We start from the raw sequence: 23,218 nt of genomic DNA on the forward strand, positions 1-23,218 counted from the left end.
AAACCTAAAGTGCCTGATAAGCAATATCGGTACGGCACTGTTTCCCTGCAAAATGTACTTGTCCTACAAGCATATATGCTCTCTTCTGTGCTTCTTTAATGCTGTCACCGATACCTACACACACCAGAACCCTGCCTCCTGTTGCGTAAAGTTTACCATCCTCACCGCGACTCACCCCGGCATATGAGATATGTGCATTTTTACGGAGATCTTCATCATGAATATCATCTACGATGATCTCAGCAGGCGGTGTACTTTTATAAGGATAATCCTTACTCGCCATTACAACACCTACTGCATACTTGTCATGGAACTCTATCTTGGCATTTTTCAAGTCACCTGTTGCCGCTTTGTAGAAAAGTTCACTTGCAGGCGATTTCAGCAATGGCATCAACTCTTCACATTCAGGATCACCGAAACGTACATTATATTCAAGGATAATAGGTTCACCTTTCACCACCATCACCCCGATAAAAAGTACACCTGTGAACGGCATACCTTCTTCTTCCATTCCTTTAAGCGTAGGCTTGATCACTCTTTCATCCAATTTAGCATAGATCTCATCATTGACAAGCGGTGTCGGTGCATAGGCCCCCATACCGCCGGTATTTGGCCCTTCATCATTATTCAACAGTCTTTTGTGGTCTTGCGCAGCAGGCAGAACTACATAGTCCTTCCCGTCACAGATAGCGAAAACCGAAAGTTCATACCCGTCCAGAAACTCTTCAACCACAATGGAAGTACCTGCTTCACCGAAAGAATTACCCAAAAGCATCTCTCCTGCAGCTTTTTTTGCTTCATCATGGCTTTGTGCAATGATGACCCCTTTACCACCGCAGAGTCCATCCGCCTTTACTACGATAGGTGCTTCAAGCGTATTGATGAATTTATAGGCCTCTTCCAGAGAGTCTGTTTCAATATATTTGGCTGTAGGCACATTATGCCGAGCTAGGAAATTCTTCATAAATATCTTGGAACCCTCAAGCTGTGCTGCCTGGGCACTGGGTCCAAAGATGGTCAATCCCCTTTTTTCAAAAACATCTACAATACCATCGACCAACGGTGCTTCAGGACCTACGATCGTCAGGCCAATTCCATTGGCTTCCACAAAATCCGCCAACGCATTAAAATCACTGATATCTATATTTTCACCCAATTCATCTGTTGCTCCGTTACCTGGCGCAAAATATATCTTCTCTACATTTTCATCTTTATTAAGTGCCAAACCAATAGAATATTCTCTACCACCTGCACCAATAATCAGTATGTTCATGTTTTTCTCCGCAAAAGAATTGTTAACCTAACAAGAAGGGAATATCAGGAGTGATGATAATTGTTCGCAGAGGGTTTTAGAAAGATTTCAAGACGAACTTCTCTGTTCGTTGACAACCTTTCTGAAAGCCTATACGCGCAAGAATCGTCGCTAATAATTCCCCCGAGTGGCCGTTCTGTTAAAGTCGGCCCTAAATAGCCAACGGTGTAGGAGAGAACAGATCTTTAGGGGATAATTTCTCGCGGGTTTCCCTCACTCAAATGAAAACATCCACACACCGATCCGTTACATGTCCCACTAAGATTAATGTTGGACCCCATATACAGTAATCGAACCACTTAGGTTAAAGATATTATAGCCTATTTGGAGTTAGAAGTGATTAAAAAATTCTCTGCTTTTACAATACAGGCATTGATCAATGGTTCATCTGCAACCAGATACTTTGCATTTTCAGGCAAATGTACTTTGGTAGCTTTGCCGATGACGACAGCTGTATAACTTTCATCCCATTCAAAATTCTTTAAAAAACAGTGAATAGTTGAAGGTGAAGTAAAAATAATAATAGCATTTTTTGATGGCTTCTTATCGGTCATATAAGTAAGGCAGGAAGTTTCATAAATAATCTGTTCCCGAAGTATTATTCCCTCTTTTTCCAAAAAACCTTTAGAATCAAAAGAGATTTCTTTAGGACGAAGGTAAAGTAGTTTTTTATCTCTAAAAAACTGTGCTATATCCTGGCTTAGTGTTTCACCATAAAAGGATATTGGACTGTAGATCACCCTTCCTCCCAGATCCTCTATCTGCTTTTTAGTAGCCGGACCAATAGCGATACAGGGATAATTCTTCCAGGACGGATCGATTTTATCTGCTGTTATCACTGCCTGTTTGGAAGTGAATAGCAAGGTATCACTTTGAGAAAAATCGATTGTTTCTGCAGTGATATTGAAACCGATCATAGGCAAAGGTATCGTCCCTTCTCTCACAGTAGGAGATAAAAGATAAATTGCTCGTGACATCAGTCCAAGACTCTGTTCAGTTCGATCAGGGTTTTTCCGTGTAACATTGCCTCATTGACATCCTCATCATCATAGGGGTCGAAATGCGGAGTAATGATCCATCGTTTCTTTTTCTCCAATGCCATCATCTTTTCTTCTACCTCATCTGCAATGCGGTGCGCTTCAAGTAAAAGCATATTGGGACGCAGTACCATATGAAATTCAACAAAATTCGTTGTACCATCCGTACGTGTTTTAAGCCAGTGGTAACTCGTGACTTCAGGGTGGGAAGAAAGGATCTCTCCGATTTTTGCTACGATCTTGCCATTTAAAGATTTATCAAGCAATATCTCTATTCCCTCTACTATGATCTCATACGCAGAGTAAATAATATATACTCCGATCCCCAAACCGAAGATCGCATCTATACTGTCGATCCCTGTCAATGAAACAAGTCCCAAAGCCACCAGTACTGCTGCGTTACTCCAGAGATCCGTTTTATAATGCAATGCATCTGCTTTGATCACAAGACTGTCGGTCTCTTTTGCAGTCTTAAGCAGATACTGTACCAGAAAGTAGGTAACAATAATGGAAAACAGCATTGCGAATATAGAGGGAGTAAGTAAAGTGGTCACTGTCCCTTCACTCAATTTTTTAAGTGCTACATAGATAATGTAAAGTCCTGAAACAGTAATTACCGTACCTTCTATGACAGAAGCAATCGCCTGGATCTTGGCTTTACCATACTGATACTCAGAATCCGGATCTTCTTCTGATTTTTTAATGGCGAAAAAGTTAAAAAGGGATACTGCCATATCAAGCAGGGAATCTATGGCAGAAGCAAGCACTGCAACAGAACCACTTGCAATACCTATAATAAGTTTTACAAAAACTAAAAGAGTGGCAACAGTCGTTGAAACAACAGTTGCTTTCTTTTGTGAAGACATATGTGTTGTCAAAATGGATCCTTGAATTATAGATAAAAAAGATTTTAACATAAAGTGAATTAATGAGAGGGACAAGGCAAAGCCTTATCCTGAGAAGTTATATGGCTTTTGTAGCTAAACTTGCCACTCTTTGTGCAAATGCACCTTTATCTTTGGGTTCCAAACCTTCAGAAAGTTTTGCAGAATCCAGCAGGATCCATGCCATGTCGTCAAAAAGACTCTTATCTTCAAGCTTATCCAGCTTTTTTATCATCTCATGATCCGGATTGATCTCCAATATAAGAGGGATCTCCGGCATTTCCTGCCCCATTTGTGCGAACATTGCAGCCATACCTGCCATAGGATCAGAACTGTCTTTGATCACACATGACGGGCTTGTTGTAAGTCTGGTTGATATCTTCACCTCTTTGACCTCTTCTCCCAAAGCCTCTTTGATCTTATCTGTCAAAGGTTTGAACTCTTTGCTGATCTCTTCTTTCTCTTCTTCTGTTTTGGAGTCCGGTGCATCTATGGTCGTAATATCTTTCAGTGTCCATTCCTTATAACTTCCTATCATCGGTGTAACGATACTGTCTACTTCTTTATCGTCCATAATGAGCACTTCGATATTCGCTTTTTTGTATGCTTCCAGCAATGGCGAGTTTCTAAGTACTTTTTCATCTTCACCGGTGATATAATAGATCTCTTTTTTCTCACTGTCAGCACGACTCACATAATCTGCAAAAGATACCAGTCCATCTTCTGTAGAACTCTTATACTTTACAATATCAAGCAACAACTCTTTGTTCGTATGGTCTGTATAGATACCCTCTTTAATGACTCTATTATACTGTGCCGTGAATATTTCAGCATCTTCTGCACTTAGTTTTTTAATGGCCTGGAGTATCTTTTTCGTAGAATTCTGTTTAATATTTGCCAAAATCCTGTTTTCCTGGAGTAACTCACGGGAAATATTCAATGGAAGGTCCTCACTGTCAATGATCCCTTTTACAAAGCGTAAATACGGCGGTAACAACTCTTTGTCATCATCAGTGATAAACACACGTTTTACATACAGTTTCACCCCTGGCTGATAATCTGCTCTATACATATCCATAGGAGCAGTTTTCGGAATATAGAAGAGTGTTGTGAATTCCTGTGCACCTTCCACTTTGTTATGTAAGTATGTAAGCGGCTCATCATCACCATGTGAAATAGTTTTATAGAACTCAATGTAATCCTCTTTTTTCAGTTCAGACTTTGGTAGTGTCCAAAGAGCCGTTGCTGCATTGATCTGTTCAGATTTTTGTACAGTTTTTGTCTCTTTTTCATCACCTTCACCTGTTGTCTCCTCTTCAGAGTAGTTCAACATGATAGGATAAGCAATGTGATTCGAATACTTCTTCACAACCTCTTTCACTCTCCACTTATCTAAAAACTCTTTTTCATCCTCTTTAAGTTTGATGTAGATCACAGTTCCATGCTCTTCTTTGGTCACAGGTTTTACTTCATACTCACCTGAACCATCTGTACTGAACATGTATGCCTGCTCTTCTCCAGCCTTTTTAGAGACAACATCTACCTTCTCCGCCACCATAAATACCGAATAGAATCCTACCCCGAATTGGCCAATAAGATTGCTGTCTTTTTTTGCATCACCTGTAAGGTTCTCCATAAAAGCTTTCGTACCGGACTTGGCGATGGTTCCCAAATGATCCATCAGATCCGCTTCATTCATACCGATACCATTATCAGCGATCGTAAGAGAGTTGTCTTCTTCATCCAGTTTAATAGAGATTTTTCCAGACCAATTTTCCTCTTTAAACTTCTCATCTGTCAAGGAGAGATAATTAAATTTATCCAATGCATCACTTGAGTTGGATACCAATTCACGTATAAATATCTCTTTATTTGAGTAAAGTGAATGTGTCATGAGCTTTAAAAGTTGCCCTATTTCTGTTTGAAACTGATGTTTTGCCATCTTATTTCTCCTATATAATAAATGTTTGTGGGATTATAATATATTTTTACAAAAATTTCAAGTTTTTTTGAAAGATAGTTTAGTGAATATGACTAAACTATCTCAAGCTGTTACAATACATGTTATACTATCCTTATGAAAAATTTATATCTTATCAGACATGCAAAATCGGACTGGAGAGATGAAAGTAAAAGTGATTTTGACAGAAGCCTCAATAAAAGAGGCAGAAAAGCTGTTTCAACAATGTCAAAAGTACTGGAAGCCAAAAAAATTATGCCTGACATTATAATTTCCAGTTCAGCTAAAAGAGCAAAACTCACAGCAGATGGTTTAGCCAAAGAGCTCGGTTACAAAGGAAAGATCAAATACATAGATACACTTTATCTGGCAGAACCGGAAACCATCATTGAACAGATCAAAAAGGTAAATGATAAATACGAGACTCTTTTTGTTGTAGGCCATAATCCCGAAACAACAGAACTTAGCAACAGGTTGATCGATACCTATATTGATAATGTTCCAACCTTAGGTATCGTAGCCATTGAACTGCCTATAACACACTGGGAAGAATTAAGCAGAGAAGGAAACCGATTGATATTCTTTATCTATCCCAAAATGTTCAAAGAGTGACTATCTTTTCCATGCGATCTCTCTAAAAGGGAGCTTTTCATTACTGAAAGGCTCTATGATTGTACTGATCTCATCAGATTTGTAATGCAAAGGAAAACCGACTGCCGATCCTTCCGCTGTACTCTCTAAAATAAAATACTTCTTTCCATCGATCCAAAGCCCCTTCGTCATATTCAGTCTTTCATCCTTAAGCGGTGTAATGACAAAAATATGTTTAGGAACCAAAACAAAATACGCCTCTTTACCCAAAGCATGCAGCATTGAGATGAGAAGATTACTCTTATCATCACAGTCTCCAAATCCCAACTGAATGGTTCTTTGCGGAGAGTGTGCCTGAAAATGGTTTATCTGATAAGGAATATGTGTCACATAGTCCAACACCGTCTGGATCTGACACAGCTCACTCCGGCACTTTTTTGTAAGTTCAAATGCTTTGTCAGCTATTTCGCGGGATGTCGTTACTTTGTTGGTATAGATTCCATCACCCGTACCTATCTGTGTTTTATTGACTATTTGTATAGCCTTGGCTGTACCATAGACAAATGCAAAAAAAGAGAGAGCTATAATGAGCAGGGAGAAGTTTTTTATACGTTCTGATTTCATGGGAAATTATACAATATTCTTATCTATAGATAATTAGGGCATAAAGAATACTTATTCCCTTTTAGCTGATGTTAGATTTGAAAACTGTTGAAAAAGAGCTTGCACATCGGTATGTCAATGAGCAAACTCCTTCGAAGATGGTATCAATAGAAAAAATTATTCCCACTCGATGGTTGCCGGCGGTTTTGAAGATATATCATATACCACTCTGTTTATTCCATCAATCTCATTAATGATCCTACGGCTCATCCCCTCAAGTACATCATGCGGTACATGCGCAAAAGTAGCCGTCATTCCATCTACTGATTCTACCATACGGATACATACAGTATTGTCATACGTACGATTGTCACCCATAACACCTACTGACTGTACGTTAAGAAGTACAGTAAAGGCTTGCCATACTTTGTCATAGTAACCTGTGGCTTTGAGCTCTTCTTGCATAATGGCATCTGATTCACGGAGTAATCTAAGTGCCTCTTCATTGACGTCACCCATAACTCTTATAGCAAGACCAGGTCCAGGGAATGGGTGTCTGCCTATCATCGCCTTTGGTAAACCTAACTCAAGACCCAGTTTTCTTACCTCATCTTTAAAAATCTCTCTTAGAGGCTCAACCAGTTCAAACGTCATCCAATCAGGAAGTCCACCTACATTATGGTGTGACTTGATGGTCTTTGACGGACCTTTCACAGAGACAGACTCAATTACATCAGTATAAAGTGTACCTTGTGCAAGAAATGCAACATCGGTATGCTTACTCGCCTCTTTATCAAATACTTCAATAAATTTCTCACCAATGGCTTTACGTTTCGTCTCAGGGTCAGTCACACCGGCAAGTACTTCCATAAACTCTTTTTTCGCATCTATGGTAATAAGTGGAATATCTAACATTTTAAACATATCCTGTACCTGCTCTGCTTCATCTTTACGCAGTAATCCCTGATCTACAAATACACAGATGAGTTGCTCTTTAGGAAGTGCTTCATTAAGCATCGCAGCTACAACTGAACTGTCAACCCCTCCACTTACACCGCAAAGCACTTTTTTATCACCAACTTGTGCTCTGATCTGCGCTATTTTTTCTTTTGCAAAGCTTCCCATGTTCCAGGTACTCTCACATCCGCAAATATATTTTGCAAAGTTCTTAAGAAGTTTTGTGCCCTCAACTGAGTGGTGCACTTCCGGATGAAACTGAAAAGCATAAATATTTGCATCATGGTTAGCTATAGCTGCATACGGAGAGTTCTCACTTGTACCTATGACTTCAAAACCTTCAGGAAGTCTCTCTGCTCTGTCACCATGACTCATCCACACAATAGAGTCCTGTTCTATATCTTTAAAGATAGGAGAATTTTCATTTTCTATATGAAGTTTCGCTTTACCATACTCGTGATGATCTGCAGCAATCACTGAACCGCCGAAATGCTGTGTGATAAGTTGCATACCATAACAGATACCCAAAATCGGCAATCCAAGATCCCATATACCTTCATCCGGCTTATACGCATCTTCGGCATAAACCGATGCCGGACCTCCTGAGAGGATGATTCCCTGAGGTTTTCTTGCTTTGATATCTTCAATACTCTCACGATAAGGCACGACTTCAGTGTACACACCTGATTCTCTGAGTTTTCTTGCAATAAGCTGTGTATATTGTGAACCAAAATCCAAGACTAAGATAGGTACTTGTTTCATAAGTTATTTCCTTGTATTTATATGAGTAAGTTTTTTATTAAAAACTTACTCATATAAATAATTATTTTAGGTGTCGGCTGAAGCCAACCCTACAAATTATAAATATATCTAAACATTAAAAATCCGCAGAGTTGACTTTATTTGCCAATATCTATCCTATATGTAATATACTGAACTGTAGATACCAGATAGCAACAGAAACAATATATCCTACCAGTACGGTCCATGCATATTTCATATGTGATGCAAAAGTATAAATACCGTGAAGTTTACCCATTACTCCAACACCTGCAGCAGAACCAAAAGAGATCAATGATCCACCAACCCCTGCAGTTAACGTAACAAGCATCCATTGTTCCTGGATCTCTATCCCTGTACCCATATTCGGATCAGCTTTCAAAACTGCCGACATTACCGGAACATTGTCGATCACTGCGGAGATAAATCCAACTCCTATATTGACCGCTGTTGGCCCGAACTGATCATACAGAGCTGTAAAATATTCCAGGAACCCCAGAAAATGAAGCCCGCCGACAGCAGCTAATATACCAAAGAAAAAGAGCAGTGTATCATTTTCTATCTTGGCTATCCAGGAAAATACATTCACTGAGTTCTTGCTTCCTCTCTGATTTAACTGATACGTATAGAGTTTCAGAATCGCTAGACCGAACATCATTCCCCACATTGCAGGAAGATGCAATACCTGGTGTGAAACCACTGCCATTGCAATAGTAAAAGCAAAAAGTCCTATAATGATCTTTCCACCTTCAAGTATTTCTATTTTCTTCTCATCAGTGTTAAATGGAGGATTTCCGTTCGGAACAGCATTGCTAAGCAGAAATGCGGTAATCAGCCATCCAATAAAAGAAGCTGGGAAAAGATAAAGGAATTCATCAAAACTGGCTCTTCCGTCAACCCAAACCATCAAAGTCGTGATATCTCCGAATGGGCTCCACGCACCTCCTGCGTTTGCTGCTACAACGATATTGATCGCTCCGGGAACTAGAAAGTTCCTGTTTTCTTTATCAATTGTGATCAATACGGTTGAAAGGATAAGTGCAGTGGTCAGGTTATCTGCTACAGGAGAGATAAAGAATGCCAAAAGTCCCGTAACCCAAAAAAGTTTTTTATAAGTATACCCCTTAGAGACAAGATTATAGCGTAATAAAGAAAAAACTCCTCTGTCGATCATTGCTTCGATATAGGTCATTGCAACAAAAAGGAAGAAGAATATCCCTGCTATCTCAACAATAAGGTGTTCCACCTCTGTTTCAAGGGCATGTCCGTCCAACCCGTTGATCGCAAAATAAAGACCAATAAGCATAAAAATACCGGTTCCTGCGAAAAGAGCCGGTTTTGCTTTATTGATCCGATATTTGTCCTCTGTCGCAATAAAATAATATCCTACGACAAAAACAGCCAAAGAGAGTATTCCTACCCATGTAGTGGTCAAGTGCAAATCATGCATTCAAATCCTTCATAATTATATTTTGTACCTCAGAAGAGTAAGCCTTACGACTCTATGTAATGAGACCCCAAAGACTCTTTTCTTGCAAGTGCTGCATCAACAATGGCTGAAGCCGTATTGAGTCTCAATTGAAGTAAACGCCCTATCTCATGGTTTTTCATATCATAAATAAGGTTTTTTGCTTCATGCAAGCCTTTGGTGGTCCTGATAATCCCTATATCATCCCACATCACCTGACGTAGTTTCTGTTTATATATCTTATCATTTTCTTTGTGCAGAATATTACCATAATCCTTCTCAAAAGTAGGTGTTTTTACTACCTGATGGCCTTTACCCAAGAGATGATCTACTGCACGTTTTGCAAAAACCACTCCTTCAAGCAGAGAATTGGAGGCCAAACGGTTTGCACCATGCACTCCGGTTCTGGCTGCTTCTCCGATAACATAAAGCCCTTCCATACCCGGAATACACCCATAGGTATCACACTTTATACCGCCATTTGCATAATGAAATGCCGGAGAAATGGAAACCCTGTCTTTTGGAAAATGGTATCCCAAAGCCTCAAAGGTCCGTGTGATATTGGGAAAACGTTCATGAAACCATTTTTCTTCAAACATAGAAAAATCCAAATATACATTTTCACCTCTCTTTTTCTTATAATCGAAAATACCTCTTGCCACAATATCACGACTGGCCAATTCTCCCCGTTCATCATAATCAAACAGAAAACGGTTTCCTTTTTCTCCTACAATATGGGCCCCCTCGCCTCTCAGGGCTTCTGTAAGCAAAAGTTTCCGGGCATATGGCGTATCTACAAATACAGTCGGATGAAACTGCATAAATTCCATATCTGCCAATTCAATACCCTTTTCAACACAAATACCATGTATATCAGCACTGACCGTACGGGAATTTGTATTGTAGGCATAAAGTGAACCTATACCCCCCGATGCGATAATCACATCATCCGCATAAATAGTTGTCGGTTCATAATTAACCGTTGCTTTTACCCCATAACATCGACCATTTTCAATGAGCAGATCATAAACAAGTGTATTTTTCTGAAGTTGATGTTTATTTTGTACCATCATAAAATAATGCATATAACGTCCTGTAGCATCACCTCCGGCATGAAGGATCCGTGCTACCGAATGTGCCGCCTCTTTAGTATAAAGCAGATTTCCGTTTTCATCTTTATCGAATTCCATTCCCTTGGTGATGATATCGGCCGTGGTCTCAATGGATGTACGGGAAAGTATTTCCACTGCTTCTTTATTGTTATGATATGCCCCCGCCGCCATAGTATCTTTTACATGTACAGGGATATCAGCTTCGTTTAAAGCAGTGACCATTCCTCCCTGTGCATAAAAAGTATTACACTCCCAGGGAATATCCTTACAGACAACCAGTACCTTTTTACTTTGAGGCAGCTGCATCGCAGCATACAACCCCGCAATACCTGCACCAATGATCAATACATCATATTTTTGCACACCGATCCTTTATATATTTCTTTAATTTTCTACTTACTGTCTGCTATCTGCTCACTGTCCGGCTCATATACAGGAGTAGTCTTGTGTCCACACCCGACTATGACCATACAGCAAACAGATGTTATAATAAATGCATGAAAAAAGCGTCTATGATTTTGTCTCATCTTGTCAATCAACCTCAATTTAAATATCTAAAGCAACAGAATTGTTATCAAAGGTATATCTCACTTCTTGGAGCAAAATGGCAAAAAGCTATCGCATTTGTTTATATCAAGAACGATACACTTTTTGTAGCTGTTACTCACCCTGGCTTTAAAATGGAACTTAATTATAATAGAGATTTATTAAAAAGCGTATTAACACAACTTAGAACCCATAGTCATGGATGTGAGACAATGAAAGCTGACAAAGTCATAGTGTTCCACAGCAAGTATCACCCTGTTATGGAAGAAGTGCTTGAGGACACTGTTCCATATTACCATGAATCGGCATCCTCCGACTTTAACATAGAAAGTAACGATGATGCACTTAAAGAAAAATTTGAACAGATCAAAGCACAGATCAAATGCAATCAGTAGTTCAAAATCTTCCGCATTCTGCGGGTGTATATCAGTATTTTGATGATAAAGGGAAACTGCTTTATGTGGGAAAAGCAAAAAATCTTAGAAACAGGGTGAAAACCTACTGGCGTTTTACTCCGGATTTCAGACCAAACCCCAGCCAAAGTTCACGTATTGTAAAAATGCTCCATGAAGCAAAAAAACTGGAATATATCATTGTAGATACTGAAGAAGATGCACTTATTTTAGAGAATTCACTTATCAAGCAACTGAAACCAAAATACAACATTTTACTGCGGGATGACAAAACCTACCCTTACATTTATATTGATGAATCTGTAGATTATCCCCGGTTTGAAATTACACGTAAGGTAGTCAAAGGTAAGGATATAACCTATTACGGCCCTTTTCCTACAGGAGGAAAGGCACTGCTTGATGCACTGTATGAGATCTATCCTTTGGTTCAGAAAAAATCTTGTCTCAGGGAAGGAAAAGCCTGTCTTTTTTACCAGATCAAGAAATGTCTGGCCCCCTGTGAAGGAAGGATCACACCTCAAGCTTATGGAGAGATCATCAAGGAAGCAAAAAATTCTATTGTCAAACGTAAAAAACTCATCTCTACATTAGAAGAGAAAATGACCACTCTGGCCATACAGGAAAGATATGAGGAAGCAGCTGCAGTAAGGGACAACATTCAGGCTATTTCATCTCTTACCGTCTCTTCGAGTATTGATTTGGCCAATGAACTTGATCTTGATATCTTTGCCATACAGAACGGAGATGAAAGAGGTGTCATAGTCAAACTCTTTATGCGTGGAGGGAAGATCATCTCTTCTACACACTCTTACTTTAGGCATACACATATTTTTGATGAGAACGAGGCTTATAAGCAAGCTCTGTTAGAGTTTTATACTATTGACACACCCCATATCAGCAAACAGATACTTACAGCTCACTCCTTTGAAGATGCACCACAAGTCATACAGACACTCAGTAGCCGTTTCAAGAAAAAAGTCAACATACTCACCCCTCAGAGAGGAGCCAAAGCCAAACTTGTCTCTCTGGCTTTACAGAATTGTGAAGAGTTACTGCGCAGGAAACAAAGTGATACCGTCATGGAACAGAAGATCGCTGATCTCCTGGATCTTTCTGTCATCCCCTACCGTATAGAAACATTTGACAACTCCCACATGATGGGAGTTGCTGCAGTTGGGGGGATGGTCGTCCGGGATGAAGGAAAATGGGATAAAAGTTCCTACAGACGATATATGTTACATGCACGTGATGAGTATGGACAGATGAAAGAGATGCTCTCCAGACGCATAGCAGACTTTAAGGAGCATCCCGCACCGGACCTTTGGATACTCGATGGGGGTCAGGTGAACCTAAACCTTGCACGACGGCTTCTCAAAGAAGAAAATGTTAACCTCGATGTCATTGCTATCGCCAAAGAAAAACTTGATGCCAAGGCACATCGTGCCAAAGGTGCTGCAAAAGACCTTATTTACTCTATCAATGGGCTCATGGAACTCAAAGCGAATGACAAACGTCTACACTGGATCCAGCGCCAAAGAGATGAGGCACACCGTTATGCCATTACATACCATCAAAACAAAAAACGTAAAGAGGATACACAGATCTCGCTACTGAACAAAAAAGGTATAGGTAAAGCAACTATCAAAAAGTTGATCGATTATTTTGGGACTTTTGAAGCGATCGAAAATGCTTCACAGGAAGATATCATAAGAGTTACGAACAAAAAAATATCAGATATTATTAAAAATAATAATCAATAATCACACATTATTTAATATTTTTTACTAAAAACTTCTTAATTCATTCTATTTTTAGTTTAATTGTTATAAGGTTTTAAGAATGGGATTGTTAGTTATATTTTCTTTGGGCTTAAATTTAAAGGACATAATATAATTTACAACTCTAAGTTAAAAAGCTAAACTCATTGTGAAGTGGGGACAGAAAACCATGGGTCTCATGTAGATTGCCAGGTTACCATAGTAAACTCTATTACTTTCAAGTCTACTACGTACTGCACTTCCTTCTTAATAAAATTAAAAAAGGATAAGAGAACATTATGAACAAACCTGATCCAATTGATGAAGAATACAAATTTGAACAAGGGTTGATAGTAAGTTCTACGGATCTCAAAGGCATTATTACTTATGCCAACAGAAAATTCTGTGAAGTTGCAGGCTATACTAAAAATGAACTTACAGGGAAAAACCACAATATTGTGAGACATCCTGATATGCCCAAGGCAGCTTTCCAGGAATTATGGGATACAATAAAAGCAGGAAAAGAATGGACAGGGATCGTTAAAAATCTTCGTAAAGACGGTAGGTATTACTGGGTATATTCACATATTGCACCTATTGAAACAAATGGCGAAATCACCGGTTACAGTGCTGCCAGAAGGCCTGCCACAGCAACAGAAATTGCAGAAAGCATACCTATTTACAGAAACTTGACAGAACAAGAAAACAATTAAGAAGGAGTTATTCATATCATGTACTATATCACCAATGAAAACAATCAGATCATTGCTATTGATTCTATGCTGTTAGCTATACTTGGAGTAGAAAACATAGATGGACTTTATAGAGGAATCGCTTTAGAAAATATTACCTTCTCTTCATTAACAGAAGATGGGAAGATCACGGTCACCACAGTTCAGAATGAAGAGACTTATCATGCTGAGAGCCATACCCTCTCAGGTATACTTGGAAACATTACTTTAATTCAACTCCAACCCTCTTCTGAAAAATCAGAACTTTTAGCTGATGATACTCCTGAAACAGATGATATGTATCATGAGAAAAAACTTTTTGATCTTATCATGCCTGAGACTCAGGAGGAGACCGTAAATGATATCCCTTCCGAAGTGCTTCCGGCTATAGAAACTGCCGAAAAGGAGAATGAAAACAATAACGAACTTTTTGATCTTATTCTGCCTCACACACCTGATGATGAAATACATGAAATACCCGATACAGAAAAAGATACGTCTCCTATTTATATCGATGTCGAAAATATCAGTAGGGAAATAGGTATTACACCTGAAGACTACAATACTTTTTTAAATGAATATATCGATACAGCTCTCTCTTTTGAAAAAGATCTTCAAAGCACAGATGAAAAGAAACGTTTTAATGCGATCCATATGCTTTCTCATCTTTCAAATGTGTTACATCTTCCTGTAATCACCGAAATAGTAACACAAATCGAAAATGCTTCTGCAGGGGATCAGGACGAGTATATAGAATCATTTTATGCAACACTTGCCAGGCTGAGTACTTCCCTCCCGGAAACAGAGAAGGAAGAAACTGAAACTGAATCCGATACAGCAATCAAATATTTCAGCAGTATCGATCTTTCCGATATCAAACCTATTCACTTTGATTTCCAACTTGAAGAGGCTGCAAGAGAGTTAAGTCTTCCTGTGGAACTTATTGAAGAATTTGTATATGATTTCATCAAACAGGCACATGAAGAGACAAAAAAAATGTTACAGGCTTATGAAAAAGGCGATTTGAAAAGTATACAAAAAATAGGCCATCTGCTTAAAGGTGCTGCCAGCAATCTGCGTATCGACCCTCTTGCTGATACACTTTATGAGATACAGTTTTGTGAAGATATCAGTAAAATGGAAAATTTGATCAAACATTACTGGGGACACTTCTTATCTCTTGAAAGACAAATGAATCTTACATCAAAATAAAAGGAATAGACAATGACTATACGTAACAGACTTAAACTAATTGGACTAGTGCCGATTTTACTTCTTATTTTACTATCAAGTTATTTCTTTATAACTTCATACTTGAATTTTGAAAAAGCCCATGCATTAAAGACTGTCTTAAGCAATAATGCAAAGCTCAGCCAATCGCTTACTCAAGTCGGTAAAGAGCGTGGCCTGACTGCACTCTATTTGGGAGGTGACAGGAAAGACTTTTCAGATTTGTTGAAAAAACAGAGACAGAATACAGACAATTCTCTTCAAATGCTAAAAACAGAGTTGGCCATAAAAGACACAAGCTATACCCCTCTTCTTTTGAAACTGCTGGGAGGAAATAACTATCTTGATAAAAATAGGTATCAGGCCCTTTTAGCAAATATCAGCATACTTCCGTCTATCAGAAAAGAGGTGGATAATACTGATGCAGATTTTAAAAAGGTCTTTTTTGATGAATATACAAAAAAGATCTCCAACCCCATTCTTGATAATCTTCTGCAAGTCAAGAATTTTGCACTGGATACAGAGATATCTTCCCTGATCTCAACTCTCTCCCAACTTTATACACTCAAAGAGAATGCCGGCCTGGAAAAAGGATTCATTGCATATTATATGACCAAAAAAGCATCTATGTCCTTTGATGAGATCGCACTGTGGGATGAATTTAAGACAAAAGCAAATATCTTTGATCTTAAGCAAGTAACAAATACAAAATTGCGACAGCAGTTGGAACAGGTCCTTACGACACCTAAGGCCAGAGAGATGCTGACAGAACTTGCAGAAACTTCATCTGCCATTCAAACCGATGTCGACAACGGTGACTATGCTGAAGAGCCTATAGACTGGTTTACACTTCAAACACAGAAAATATCACTTTTTGACAAAGCAGAACTTATTGTTTCCAATGCTTTATGGGAAAAAAGTGATATGTTCCTCCAAAAGCAACTTTTCCTTCTTGCCATTGCCACAGCTATCTGGTTATTGAGTTTTATTCTGGCCTATCTTGGATATACAACTACACGAGATATTACAAGAAACATTAAAGAGCTTGAAGATGTATTGAATAAGGCCGTAGATGAGATGAAAAGCAGTGATCAGTATCTCTCTTCAGATACCGCTTCCATCGAAAATATTGATCTCGATACGCATGAGGGGACAAAAGAAGCCTATAAATTCCTGGAAACACTTGTAGACACGGCAAAAGAAGATAAACTCACAGCACTTCAAGCCAATGAAGCCAAATCACTCTTCCTTGCAAATATGTCACATGAGATCCGTACTCCGCTAAACGGTATCGTCGGATTTACAGAACTTCTGAGAAGCACAGAACTTACTCCTGAACAAGATGAATTTCTTTCCATTATTGACAAAAGTTCTGAAAACCTGTTAAGCATTATCAATAATATTCTTGACCTTTCAAAGATCGAAAGTAACAAAATTGAAATTGAAAATATCGTATTTGATGCTTCAGAAGAATTTGAAAGTGCCGTGGAAACCTATGCAGTTGCTGCTGCTGAGAAGAATATCGACCTTAACTTCTATATGGATCCGGCCATCAGTACAAAACTCAAAGGTGATCCGACCAAGATCAAAGAGATTATTATTAATCTTCTCAGTAATGCTATTAAATTTACAAGTTATGGCGGAACCATCAATCTTGAGATCGAAAAAGTACAAACTGAAAACGATGCAAATCCTAAAATTAAATTCTCTGTACAGGATAATGGTATAGGAATGACAAAAGAGCAGCAGGCACGTATTTTCGATGCATTCTCGCAAGCAGATGTTTCTGTTACCAGAAAATACGGTGGTACAGGCCTTGGGCTTACTATTTCCAGTCAATTCGTTGAACTTATGGGCGGTAAACTTGAGCTTGAAAGTACGAAAGACCATGGTACTACTTTCTACTTTAGCTTACCATTGGAAGAAGTTACATCTACCGATATGAATTATGCAAATGCCTTTACAGATATGACCATCGGCAAGTATCAACAGGAGATCCCGACAAAACTTGACACTTATTTGGAAAAATACTTTAACTATTTCGGTCCTTCAGTCAAACATTTTGAATCTGTCGGTGATCTTAAAGAGTTGAATGACCAGAATATATGTAAAAGTTACTGGATCGATATCGATAAAGCCAAACAGAATATTATAGATGCGGTTGCCAATATTGATAGATCAAAACTTATCGTTATGGCAAATGTAACCAGCCGTAATAAGATCGAAGAGATGGGTATAGACCCGGAAAATGTGATCTTTAAACCTGTTACCCTGTCAAAACTCAAGACTATACTGAGTAAAAGTGCAAATACAACTCCTCAGCTTATTGATGAAGCCCAAGCAGTCCAGGCAACGAAATTCGATGCAAAAGTTTTGGTTACCGAAGACAATATTATTAACCAGAAACTGATTAAACGTATTTTGGAAGAACATGGTATCACTGTTGATCTGGCAAATAACGGACTTGAATGTTTTGAAAAACGCAGAAACAATGACTATGATCTTCTCTTTATGGATATTCAGATGCCTGTGATGGATGGAATTGAAGCTACTCATGAAATACTTGATTATGAAGAAGATGAAGAGCTAACTCATGTTCCTATTGTTGCATTAACAGCAAATGCTCTCAAAGGGGACAGAGAGAGATTCCTTGGAGAAGGAATGGATGAGTATATCACGAAACCTATTGAGACAAGTGAATTACTTTATGTATTGAATAAATTTTTATCAGCCAAGGCAAAAACTGTTTCTCCGGAAGAGCAGGAAGAGATCCCTGAAGAAAGTACAGATATTCAGAAAGAAGCTGTTTCTGAAGTTCTTTTGGACATAGATGAACCAATTTATCTTGAGACTGAAAATGAAGAAGTAGAGATACCTCTTGATGAAATTCCTCTGGAACAATCTGAAGAGAAAAAGATCCTGATTGCGAAAAAGTTTCTTTTGGAAAGAAGGGTCTTGGCAAAAGTACTTGAAAATCTGGGCTATGACTATAAGATCCTGGAAGATATCAGTACTCTTGAAAATGAACTTGCATCAGGTGAATATGATATACTTTTCAGCGATGCGGATCTTATTACAGAGAATATCAGTAGTCAAACTAATGATGATCTCGTTATAATCACGTCGGAAAATTCAAAAGAAAATATTCAAGATATTATTAAAAAACATAGAGGATAAAGTACATGGCATTAAAAGTATTAATCGTTGATGATGATTTCATCAACAGAAAATTACTACAGACTCTTTTAAAAAAGAATCCCAGTGTAACAGATATGGTAGAAGCGGAGAACGGCTCAGATGCTTTAGATAAAATAAAGAAAGATCCTGATATCAATCTTATTTTATTGGATATTATGATGCCAATCGTTGACGGAATCGAGTTTTTAAAGATATTTAGATCTGATATGAAAAATTCCCATATTCCGGTCATAGTACTTTCAACTGATGACACAAGAAAGACTGAAGTATTCGATAACGGAGCAAATGATTTTTTAAGAAAACCTGTAAAAGAAGATACACTCTCCTCCAAAATTGCACAATGGTCACAATAATAGCAGGTAGCAGGTAGCAGGTAGCAAATTTAATATAGTTTTATAAACTTATTAACTCTTTTCTCAATATTTTTGAAAAAATGCAAACCTTACCTGCTCCTTACTCTGCCTGTTACTTCATAAACACCTCTTTCAATACCTCATCTACATGAGAGACACCTATGATCTCAATATGTTTTGTAACTTCCTCAGGTATATCATCCAGGTCACGTTCATAATTCTTCATAGGGATAAGTGCTTTGCATACTCCTGCTTTATATGCTGCAATAAGTTTCTCTTTCAATCCCCCGATAGGAAGTACTTTCCCTGTCAGGGTCACTTCACCGGTCATAGCAACTTTATTGTCTATTTTCTGTTCACTTAAAATAGAAGCAATAGCACTTACCATCGTGATCCCTGCACTCGGGCCGTCTTTCGGTGTTGCCCCCTCAGGAACATGAATATGAAGATCATAGCGTTTATAGACTTCACTGGGATCTATACTGATATGTTCTTCTCTTTCTTTGAAGGTATGGGGTATGACTGAAGGAGAAATAGCCAACTTTTTTTCATCTATCAATATTTTGACCACAGAATGTGCAATACGGACAGATTCTTTCATTACATCACCCAGGCTTCCAGTCAACTGTAAAGCACCCTTGCCTTTGATCTTAATGGCTTCTATGGTCAGGACATCACCGCCTACAGCAGTCCATGCAAGTCCACTCACCACACCTACTTGCGGTTCTTTATCGACTAATGAGATTTCAAATACTTTTTTATCCGTGAATGTCTCTAAATTTTTCTTTGTGATAGCTATTCTGTCTTTGCTTTTGTCTTCCAGTAATATACGTGCACTTTTACGCATCAACCCAGCTATCTTACGGCGTAAATTTCTTACTCCTGCCTCTCTGGTATATTCATCTATCAATACTTTCAATGCTTTATCGGTGATAGAAAGTTCTCTGCGTTTCAAAGCATGTTTTTTAAGTTCCTGAGGAATGAGATAACGCCTTGCTATCTCAAACTTCTCTTTGGGAGTATAACTGTTGAGTCCTATGAACTCCATTCTGTCACGCAGTGGTGCAGGTATACGTCCTACATCATTTGCTGTCGCAATAAAGATCGCTTTGCTGAGATCAATGTTGAAGTTCAGATAATAATCACGATACTTACTGTTCTGTTCAGGATCAAGTATCTCTAAAAGTGCAGCAGTAGGATCACCCCTCATACTGCGCCCCACTTTGTCTATCTCATCCAAAACAATAACAGGATCCATGCTTTTGGCTTCTATCAATCCCTGTACAAGTCTTCCGGGCATTGCTCCTACATAGGTCCGTCTGTGCCCTCTCAGTTCATTGACATCTTCAAGGCCACCAAGGGCCATACGCACAAGAGGCCTGCCCAATGCTTTTGCTATGGAATTTGCCAATGAAGTCTTACCTACACCAGGAGGTCCTGCAAAACAGAGTATCACGCCTCCTACTTCTTTTTGTTTTACCCCACGGAGCATTGCCAGTTCACGTACAGAGAAAAACTCTACAATACGTTCTTTTGGTTTTTCCAAAGAGTAATGGTCTTTGTCAAGTTCTGCTGATACCTCATGAACACTTAAACTTTTTTTAGTTAATTTTCCAAAAGGCAATTCAAGTACCCATTCAAGATAACTCTGCAGAACATTTGCTTCCGCACTGTCCGGATGCATACGTGCAAAACGGTCTAACTGCTTTTTTATCTCTTTATAGGCATCTTCCTGCATATGCGGTTTAAGTGCTTCTACTTTTTCCCTGAAAGTAGCGATCTCCTCTTCGCGCTGTGTATCCATACCCAACTCATGCTGTATCTCTTTGAGCTGTTCTTTCAAGAAATATTCTTTATTGGTCTGCTCTATTTTGGTATGTACTTTTGTACGTATCTCTCTTTGTACTTTGGCAGATTCTATCTCGGAAGTCACCACATCTATCAGTCCAAGGAGTCTTTTTTCGATATTTGGTTCTATATAGAGTGTATAAGCTACCTCTTTATCCAGTTTCAACATAGAAGAGACAAGGTCTGCTATACGATTCGGTTCATCATTCTCTTCGATCGTACGTACAAGGTCTGCAGGGAAATGACTGTTTAAAGAAGAGAGTGTTTTTATTTTATCACGCAAGATATCCATCAAAGCATCTGTTTTCAGTTTGTTATAACTATCGGGTTTCACTATATCTATCACAGCACGATTGAACTCACCCTCCTGCGGTTCTATGATCTTCCCGCGTGCAAGTCCCTGAAAAAGGATTTTGACTCTGCCATCAGGAATATGTACTTTTCGCATAATGGAACCGACTACTCCGACTTTATACATCGCATCAAAATCACGACTGCCCTCTTTCCCTGCCATAGAAGAGGTTACAAAAAGCAAAGAGTTGTTTTCCATTGCATCTGTCGCGGCATCTATGTCTTTTTGATTGGTCAGAAAGATAGGACTTATCATAAAAGGATAAAGAAAAAGCTCATCCTCGACAACAATAGGTAGTATAGTGGGAAATGCATCGTAATCACTGAGTTGCATGGTTTATTCCTTTGTTTATATAAAATTATTTAGTTTTATTTTTGCAGCATAGGTATGGGCCGGTTCCTCCTCTGAAGAAAAAGACGAACCCACAGCAATCAGGTTCCGGTTTTAGTTTTTCTTCTTTCCAATATTCTATCTCAGGTGAGATGACATAAGAAAAAAGTAACTATATGTTTTAATCAAATATCTTACCAACGATCCCCTTTTCAGGCGGGGTGATATCAGTCATTTCAACTACAGAACCTTCATTTTTCTCTCTATAGATTTTTGCTGCATCCGGTTTATCTATACGTTCATACAAAGCTGCTATATTTTCATTAAGCAAATATTGGCTCATATGCAGTCTTATAAGAATGGTGTTGACAAGCGGCGTATAGACTGAGCCCGGGTATCTCATAAGATATTTATTTGCATCTTTTATACTGTCCATAATAAGCTTTTGATCCTTATAAACATCTTTTACTCCCAGGAACGATGCTTTCAGCTTCATAAATTCTATATATTCACGATTTTGGCTGTCACCGAAACGTTTGTTATACTCGTCAAGATAATAGTTCGCCAAAAGATACTCTTCCTGATTCATATGTGCATGGGCAAGCATCATGATAGCAGTTTGCATAAGCGGTGAACGCATATGTTCACTTTTCAAAGAGATATAATATGCATCTGCTTTATCCAAATTTCCATTGCTGATACTGCTTCCTATCTGCTTATACCAGTAAAGCGCCGGCTTATTGAATTCTGCAACTTCGTCTTTATTTCCACACGCTGAGAACAAAAATGCCAAAGCAATTCCTGTTAACATACTCTTTTTAAAATTCATATCTTACCTCATTGTTATAATATTAATCATTAATATCATAGCTCAAAGTATGTAAGAAGCGTATTAGCTTCAGGCACATTTGATAAATTTCGTAGCAGGATAATACCGGAACCCTACTTATGAGTCAGGCTGCCCTACAATAAATGCATGTCCAGTCTGTTTTTCTATGGTTATAACCAGCGGGGGAATATTGGAAGAATCAAAGGTTAAAGTCAAGTTACAATCACTTGTTAAAATACTCGAATAATCCGGTGAAGAAGAGTTAGCATATCCTCTATGCGGCCTTCCAAGATGATCAAAACCGATATAGTTCGCTGTTCCGCTGCATCCACCGCTCCAGACATAGTTTCCATCTGAAATACCGAACTTTTTGGTAATAAAAATATTGGGAGAGGCTCCAGTCTGTCCTGAAATATCAGATTCACAAGGCTGTCCGTTCTGACCCATTAGCGAAAGTCCGTTTACCGGATCAACTGCTTCTTCTCCTGCATCAAAATCACCTGCTCTGTCTTTGTCAGAAGCAATATAATAAAAAGCACCATTGTCACTGCAAGCTTCAAACCCAAAAGTCCAAAATGCCTGTTGCCAGTCATTATATCGAGGATCAGTTACATCATCCATCAATGCCATATGTTGTGTATAGCGTATTGCCGAAAGAATGTTATCCGCTGCTTCCTGTCGGACATCACGATCCATTCTCGGTATCGCCAATGCTGCGAGAATACCCAACACGACAATGACGAATACCAATTCCAACAGGGTAAATGCTTTATGCTTCATATTTAAAATATCCTAACTTGAACTTTACTGCTACGATTATAACATAAATTTTTTCAGGCATTTATTTTATCACTTCAACAGATAAAATTAGGGAGGATTTTATATCTGTTTTATCTTAAATATGATACTATTTAGTATAAACATGTT

18 protein-coding genes and 1 riboswitch are annotated in these 23,218 nt (G+C 38.6%); of the genes, 7 read left to right on the top strand and 11 right to left on the bottom strand.

The genetic code is table 11. The features are described from left to right. Positions 1-4: 4 nt before the first annotated feature. The 4 genes from purD to htpG form a co-directional block, all read right to left on the bottom strand. Entirely contained in the window at positions 5-1,273 is a 1,269-nt protein-coding gene (purD, locus tag ACZ48W_RS03895; protein ID WP_464830023.1) for a phosphoribosylamine--glycine ligase, read from the bottom strand. Positions 1,274-1,632: 359 nt separating this feature from the next. Continuing rightward, entirely contained in the window at positions 1,633-2,289 is a 657-nt protein-coding gene (locus ACZ48W_RS03900; RefSeq protein WP_464830024.1) for a uroporphyrinogen-III synthase, read from the bottom strand. Then, a complete protein-coding gene (locus ACZ48W_RS03905) occupies positions 2,289-3,227 on the bottom strand; it encodes a cation diffusion facilitator family transporter (RefSeq protein ID WP_464830025.1) in 939 nt (312 codons plus the stop codon). Before ACZ48W_RS03905 ends, ACZ48W_RS03900 begins: the two co-directional genes overlap by 1 nt. Positions 3,228-3,312: 85 nt before the next feature. Next, the gene (gene htpG / locus ACZ48W_RS03910; protein WP_464830026.1) at positions 3,313-5,175 is read right to left on the bottom strand and encodes a molecular chaperone HtpG; all 1,863 of its coding nucleotides are present in this window, start codon (positions 5,173-5,175) and stop codon (positions 3,313-3,315) included. Between the two features lie 135 nt (positions 5,176-5,310). Here htpG and ACZ48W_RS03915 point away from each other — a divergent pair, with 135 nt between their 5' ends. Then, entirely contained in the window at positions 5,311-5,805 is a 495-nt protein-coding gene (locus ACZ48W_RS03915) for a SixA phosphatase family protein (protein WP_464830027.1), read from the top strand. Here ACZ48W_RS03915 and ACZ48W_RS03920 read toward each other — a convergent pair whose 3' ends face one another. The 4 genes from ACZ48W_RS03920 to ACZ48W_RS03935 form a co-directional block, all read right to left on the bottom strand. Beyond that, positions 5,806-6,408, bottom strand: a complete 603-nt coding sequence (locus ACZ48W_RS03920; RefSeq protein WP_464830028.1) for a transglutaminase-like domain-containing protein — start codon at positions 6,406-6,408, stop codon at positions 5,806-5,808. Between the two features lie 156 nt (positions 6,409-6,564). Next, positions 6,565-8,106: a glutamine-hydrolyzing GMP synthase gene (gene guaA / locus ACZ48W_RS03925; RefSeq protein WP_464830029.1), complete on the bottom strand. Its 1,542-nt coding sequence runs from the start codon at positions 8,104-8,106 to the stop codon at positions 6,565-6,567. 151 nt (positions 8,107-8,257) lie between these two features. Beyond that, the gene (nhaD, locus tag ACZ48W_RS03930) at positions 8,258-9,574 is read right to left on the bottom strand and encodes a sodium:proton antiporter NhaD (RefSeq protein WP_464830030.1); all 1,317 of its coding nucleotides are present in this window, start codon (positions 9,572-9,574) and stop codon (positions 8,258-8,260) included. 44 nt (positions 9,575-9,618) lie between these two features. Continuing rightward, positions 9,619-11,067, bottom strand: coding sequence for an L-aspartate oxidase (locus ACZ48W_RS03935; protein ID WP_464830031.1), 1,449 nt, complete (start codon positions 11,065-11,067; stop codon positions 9,619-9,621). 134 nt (positions 11,068-11,201) lie between these two features. Between ACZ48W_RS03935 and ACZ48W_RS03940 the strand changes: the two genes are divergently transcribed. From ACZ48W_RS03940 to ACZ48W_RS03965, 6 genes are all read left to right on the top strand, one after another. Next, entirely contained in the window at positions 11,202-11,645 is a 444-nt protein-coding gene (locus ACZ48W_RS03940; RefSeq protein WP_464830032.1) for a DciA family protein, read from the top strand. Next, positions 11,633-13,423, top strand: a complete 1,791-nt coding sequence (gene uvrC, locus ACZ48W_RS03945) for an excinuclease ABC subunit UvrC (protein WP_464830033.1) — start codon at positions 11,633-11,635, stop codon at positions 13,421-13,423. Before ACZ48W_RS03940 ends, uvrC begins: the two co-directional genes overlap by 13 nt. Before the next feature lie 144 nt (positions 13,424-13,567). Continuing rightward, positions 13,568-13,642: riboswitch (cyclic di-GMP riboswitch) on the top strand. 77 nt (positions 13,643-13,719) lie between these two features. Then, positions 13,720-14,133 carry a PAS domain-containing protein gene (locus tag ACZ48W_RS03950; RefSeq protein WP_464830034.1) on the top strand — a complete coding sequence of 138 codons (414 nt, stop codon included), beginning with the start codon at positions 13,720-13,722 and terminating at the stop codon, positions 14,131-14,133. Positions 14,134-14,151: 18 nt separating this feature from the next. After that, on the top strand, positions 14,152-15,363 hold the full coding sequence (locus ACZ48W_RS03955) for a hypothetical protein (RefSeq protein ID WP_464830035.1): 1,212 nt from the start codon (positions 14,152-14,154) through the stop codon (positions 15,361-15,363). A 102-nt stretch (positions 15,364-15,465) separates the two neighbouring features. Continuing rightward, the gene (locus tag ACZ48W_RS03960) at positions 15,466-18,558 is read left to right on the top strand and encodes an ATP-binding protein (protein ID WP_464830036.1); all 3,093 of its coding nucleotides are present in this window, start codon (positions 15,466-15,468) and stop codon (positions 18,556-18,558) included. 5 nt (positions 18,559-18,563) lie between these two features. Then, a complete protein-coding gene (locus tag ACZ48W_RS03965; protein ID WP_464830037.1) occupies positions 18,564-18,932 on the top strand; it encodes a response regulator in 369 nt (122 codons plus the stop codon). Between the two features lie 112 nt (positions 18,933-19,044). On the opposite strand, the gene lon is transcribed toward ACZ48W_RS03965, so the two are convergent. From lon to ACZ48W_RS03980, 3 genes are all read right to left on the bottom strand, one after another. Then, positions 19,045-21,465 carry an endopeptidase La gene (gene lon, locus ACZ48W_RS03970; RefSeq protein ID WP_464830038.1) on the bottom strand — a complete coding sequence of 807 codons (2,421 nt, stop codon included), beginning with the start codon at positions 21,463-21,465 and terminating at the stop codon, positions 19,045-19,047. A 178-nt stretch (positions 21,466-21,643) separates the two neighbouring features. Further along, the gene (locus ACZ48W_RS03975) at positions 21,644-22,291 is read right to left on the bottom strand and encodes an outer membrane protein assembly factor BamD (protein WP_464830039.1); all 648 of its coding nucleotides are present in this window, start codon (positions 22,289-22,291) and stop codon (positions 21,644-21,646) included. A gap of 117 nt (positions 22,292-22,408) precedes the next feature. Next, positions 22,409-23,071, bottom strand: a complete 663-nt coding sequence (locus ACZ48W_RS03980; RefSeq protein ID WP_464830040.1) for a prepilin-type N-terminal cleavage/methylation domain-containing protein — start codon at positions 23,069-23,071, stop codon at positions 22,409-22,411. Positions 23,072-23,218 lie beyond the last annotated feature (147 nt).

The organism is Sulfurovum aggregans, assembly GCF_055385215.1.

Bases quoted from the DNA above. Each gene is read 5' to 3' on its own strand.
- ACZ48W_RS03940 (WP_464830032.1), top strand. From the start codon at position 11,202: ATGAAAAAAGCGTCTATGATTTTGTCTCATCTTGTCAATCAACCTCAA.
- guaA (WP_464830029.1), bottom strand. From the start codon at position 8,106: ATGAAACAAGTACCTATCTTAGTCTTGGATTTTGGTTCACAATATACA.
- nhaD (WP_464830030.1), bottom strand. From the start codon at position 9,574: ATGCATGATTTGCACTTGACCACTACATGGGTAGGAATACTCTCTTTG.
- ACZ48W_RS03950 (WP_464830034.1), top strand. From the start codon at position 13,720: ATGAACAAACCTGATCCAATTGATGAAGAATACAAATTTGAACAAGGG.
- ACZ48W_RS03975 (WP_464830039.1), bottom strand. From the start codon at position 22,291: ATGAATTTTAAAAAGAGTATGTTAACAGGAATTGCTTTGGCATTTTTG.
- ACZ48W_RS03955 (WP_464830035.1), top strand. From the start codon at position 14,152: ATGTACTATATCACCAATGAAAACAATCAGATCATTGCTATTGATTCT.
- ACZ48W_RS03900 (WP_464830024.1), bottom strand. From the start codon at position 2,289: ATGTCACGAGCAATTTATCTTTTATCTCCTACTGTGAGAGAAGGGACG.
- ACZ48W_RS03920 (WP_464830028.1), bottom strand. From the start codon at position 6,408: ATGAAATCAGAACGTATAAAAAACTTCTCCCTGCTCATTATAGCTCTC.
- htpG (WP_464830026.1), bottom strand. From the start codon at position 5,175: ATGGCAAAACATCAGTTTCAAACAGAAATAGGGCAACTTTTAAAGCTC.
- uvrC (WP_464830033.1), top strand. From the start codon at position 11,633: ATGCAATCAGTAGTTCAAAATCTTCCGCATTCTGCGGGTGTATATCAG.
- ACZ48W_RS03980 (WP_464830040.1), bottom strand. From the start codon at position 23,071: ATGAAGCATAAAGCATTTACCCTGTTGGAATTGGTATTCGTCATTGTC.
- ACZ48W_RS03965 (WP_464830037.1), top strand. From the start codon at position 18,564: ATGGCATTAAAAGTATTAATCGTTGATGATGATTTCATCAACAGAAAA.
- purD (WP_464830023.1), bottom strand. From the start codon at position 1,273: ATGAACATACTGATTATTGGTGCAGGTGGTAGAGAATATTCTATTGGT.
- lon (WP_464830038.1), bottom strand. From the start codon at position 21,465: ATGCAACTCAGTGATTACGATGCATTTCCCACTATACTACCTATTGTT.
- ACZ48W_RS03915 (WP_464830027.1), top strand. From the start codon at position 5,311: ATGAAAAATTTATATCTTATCAGACATGCAAAATCGGACTGGAGAGAT.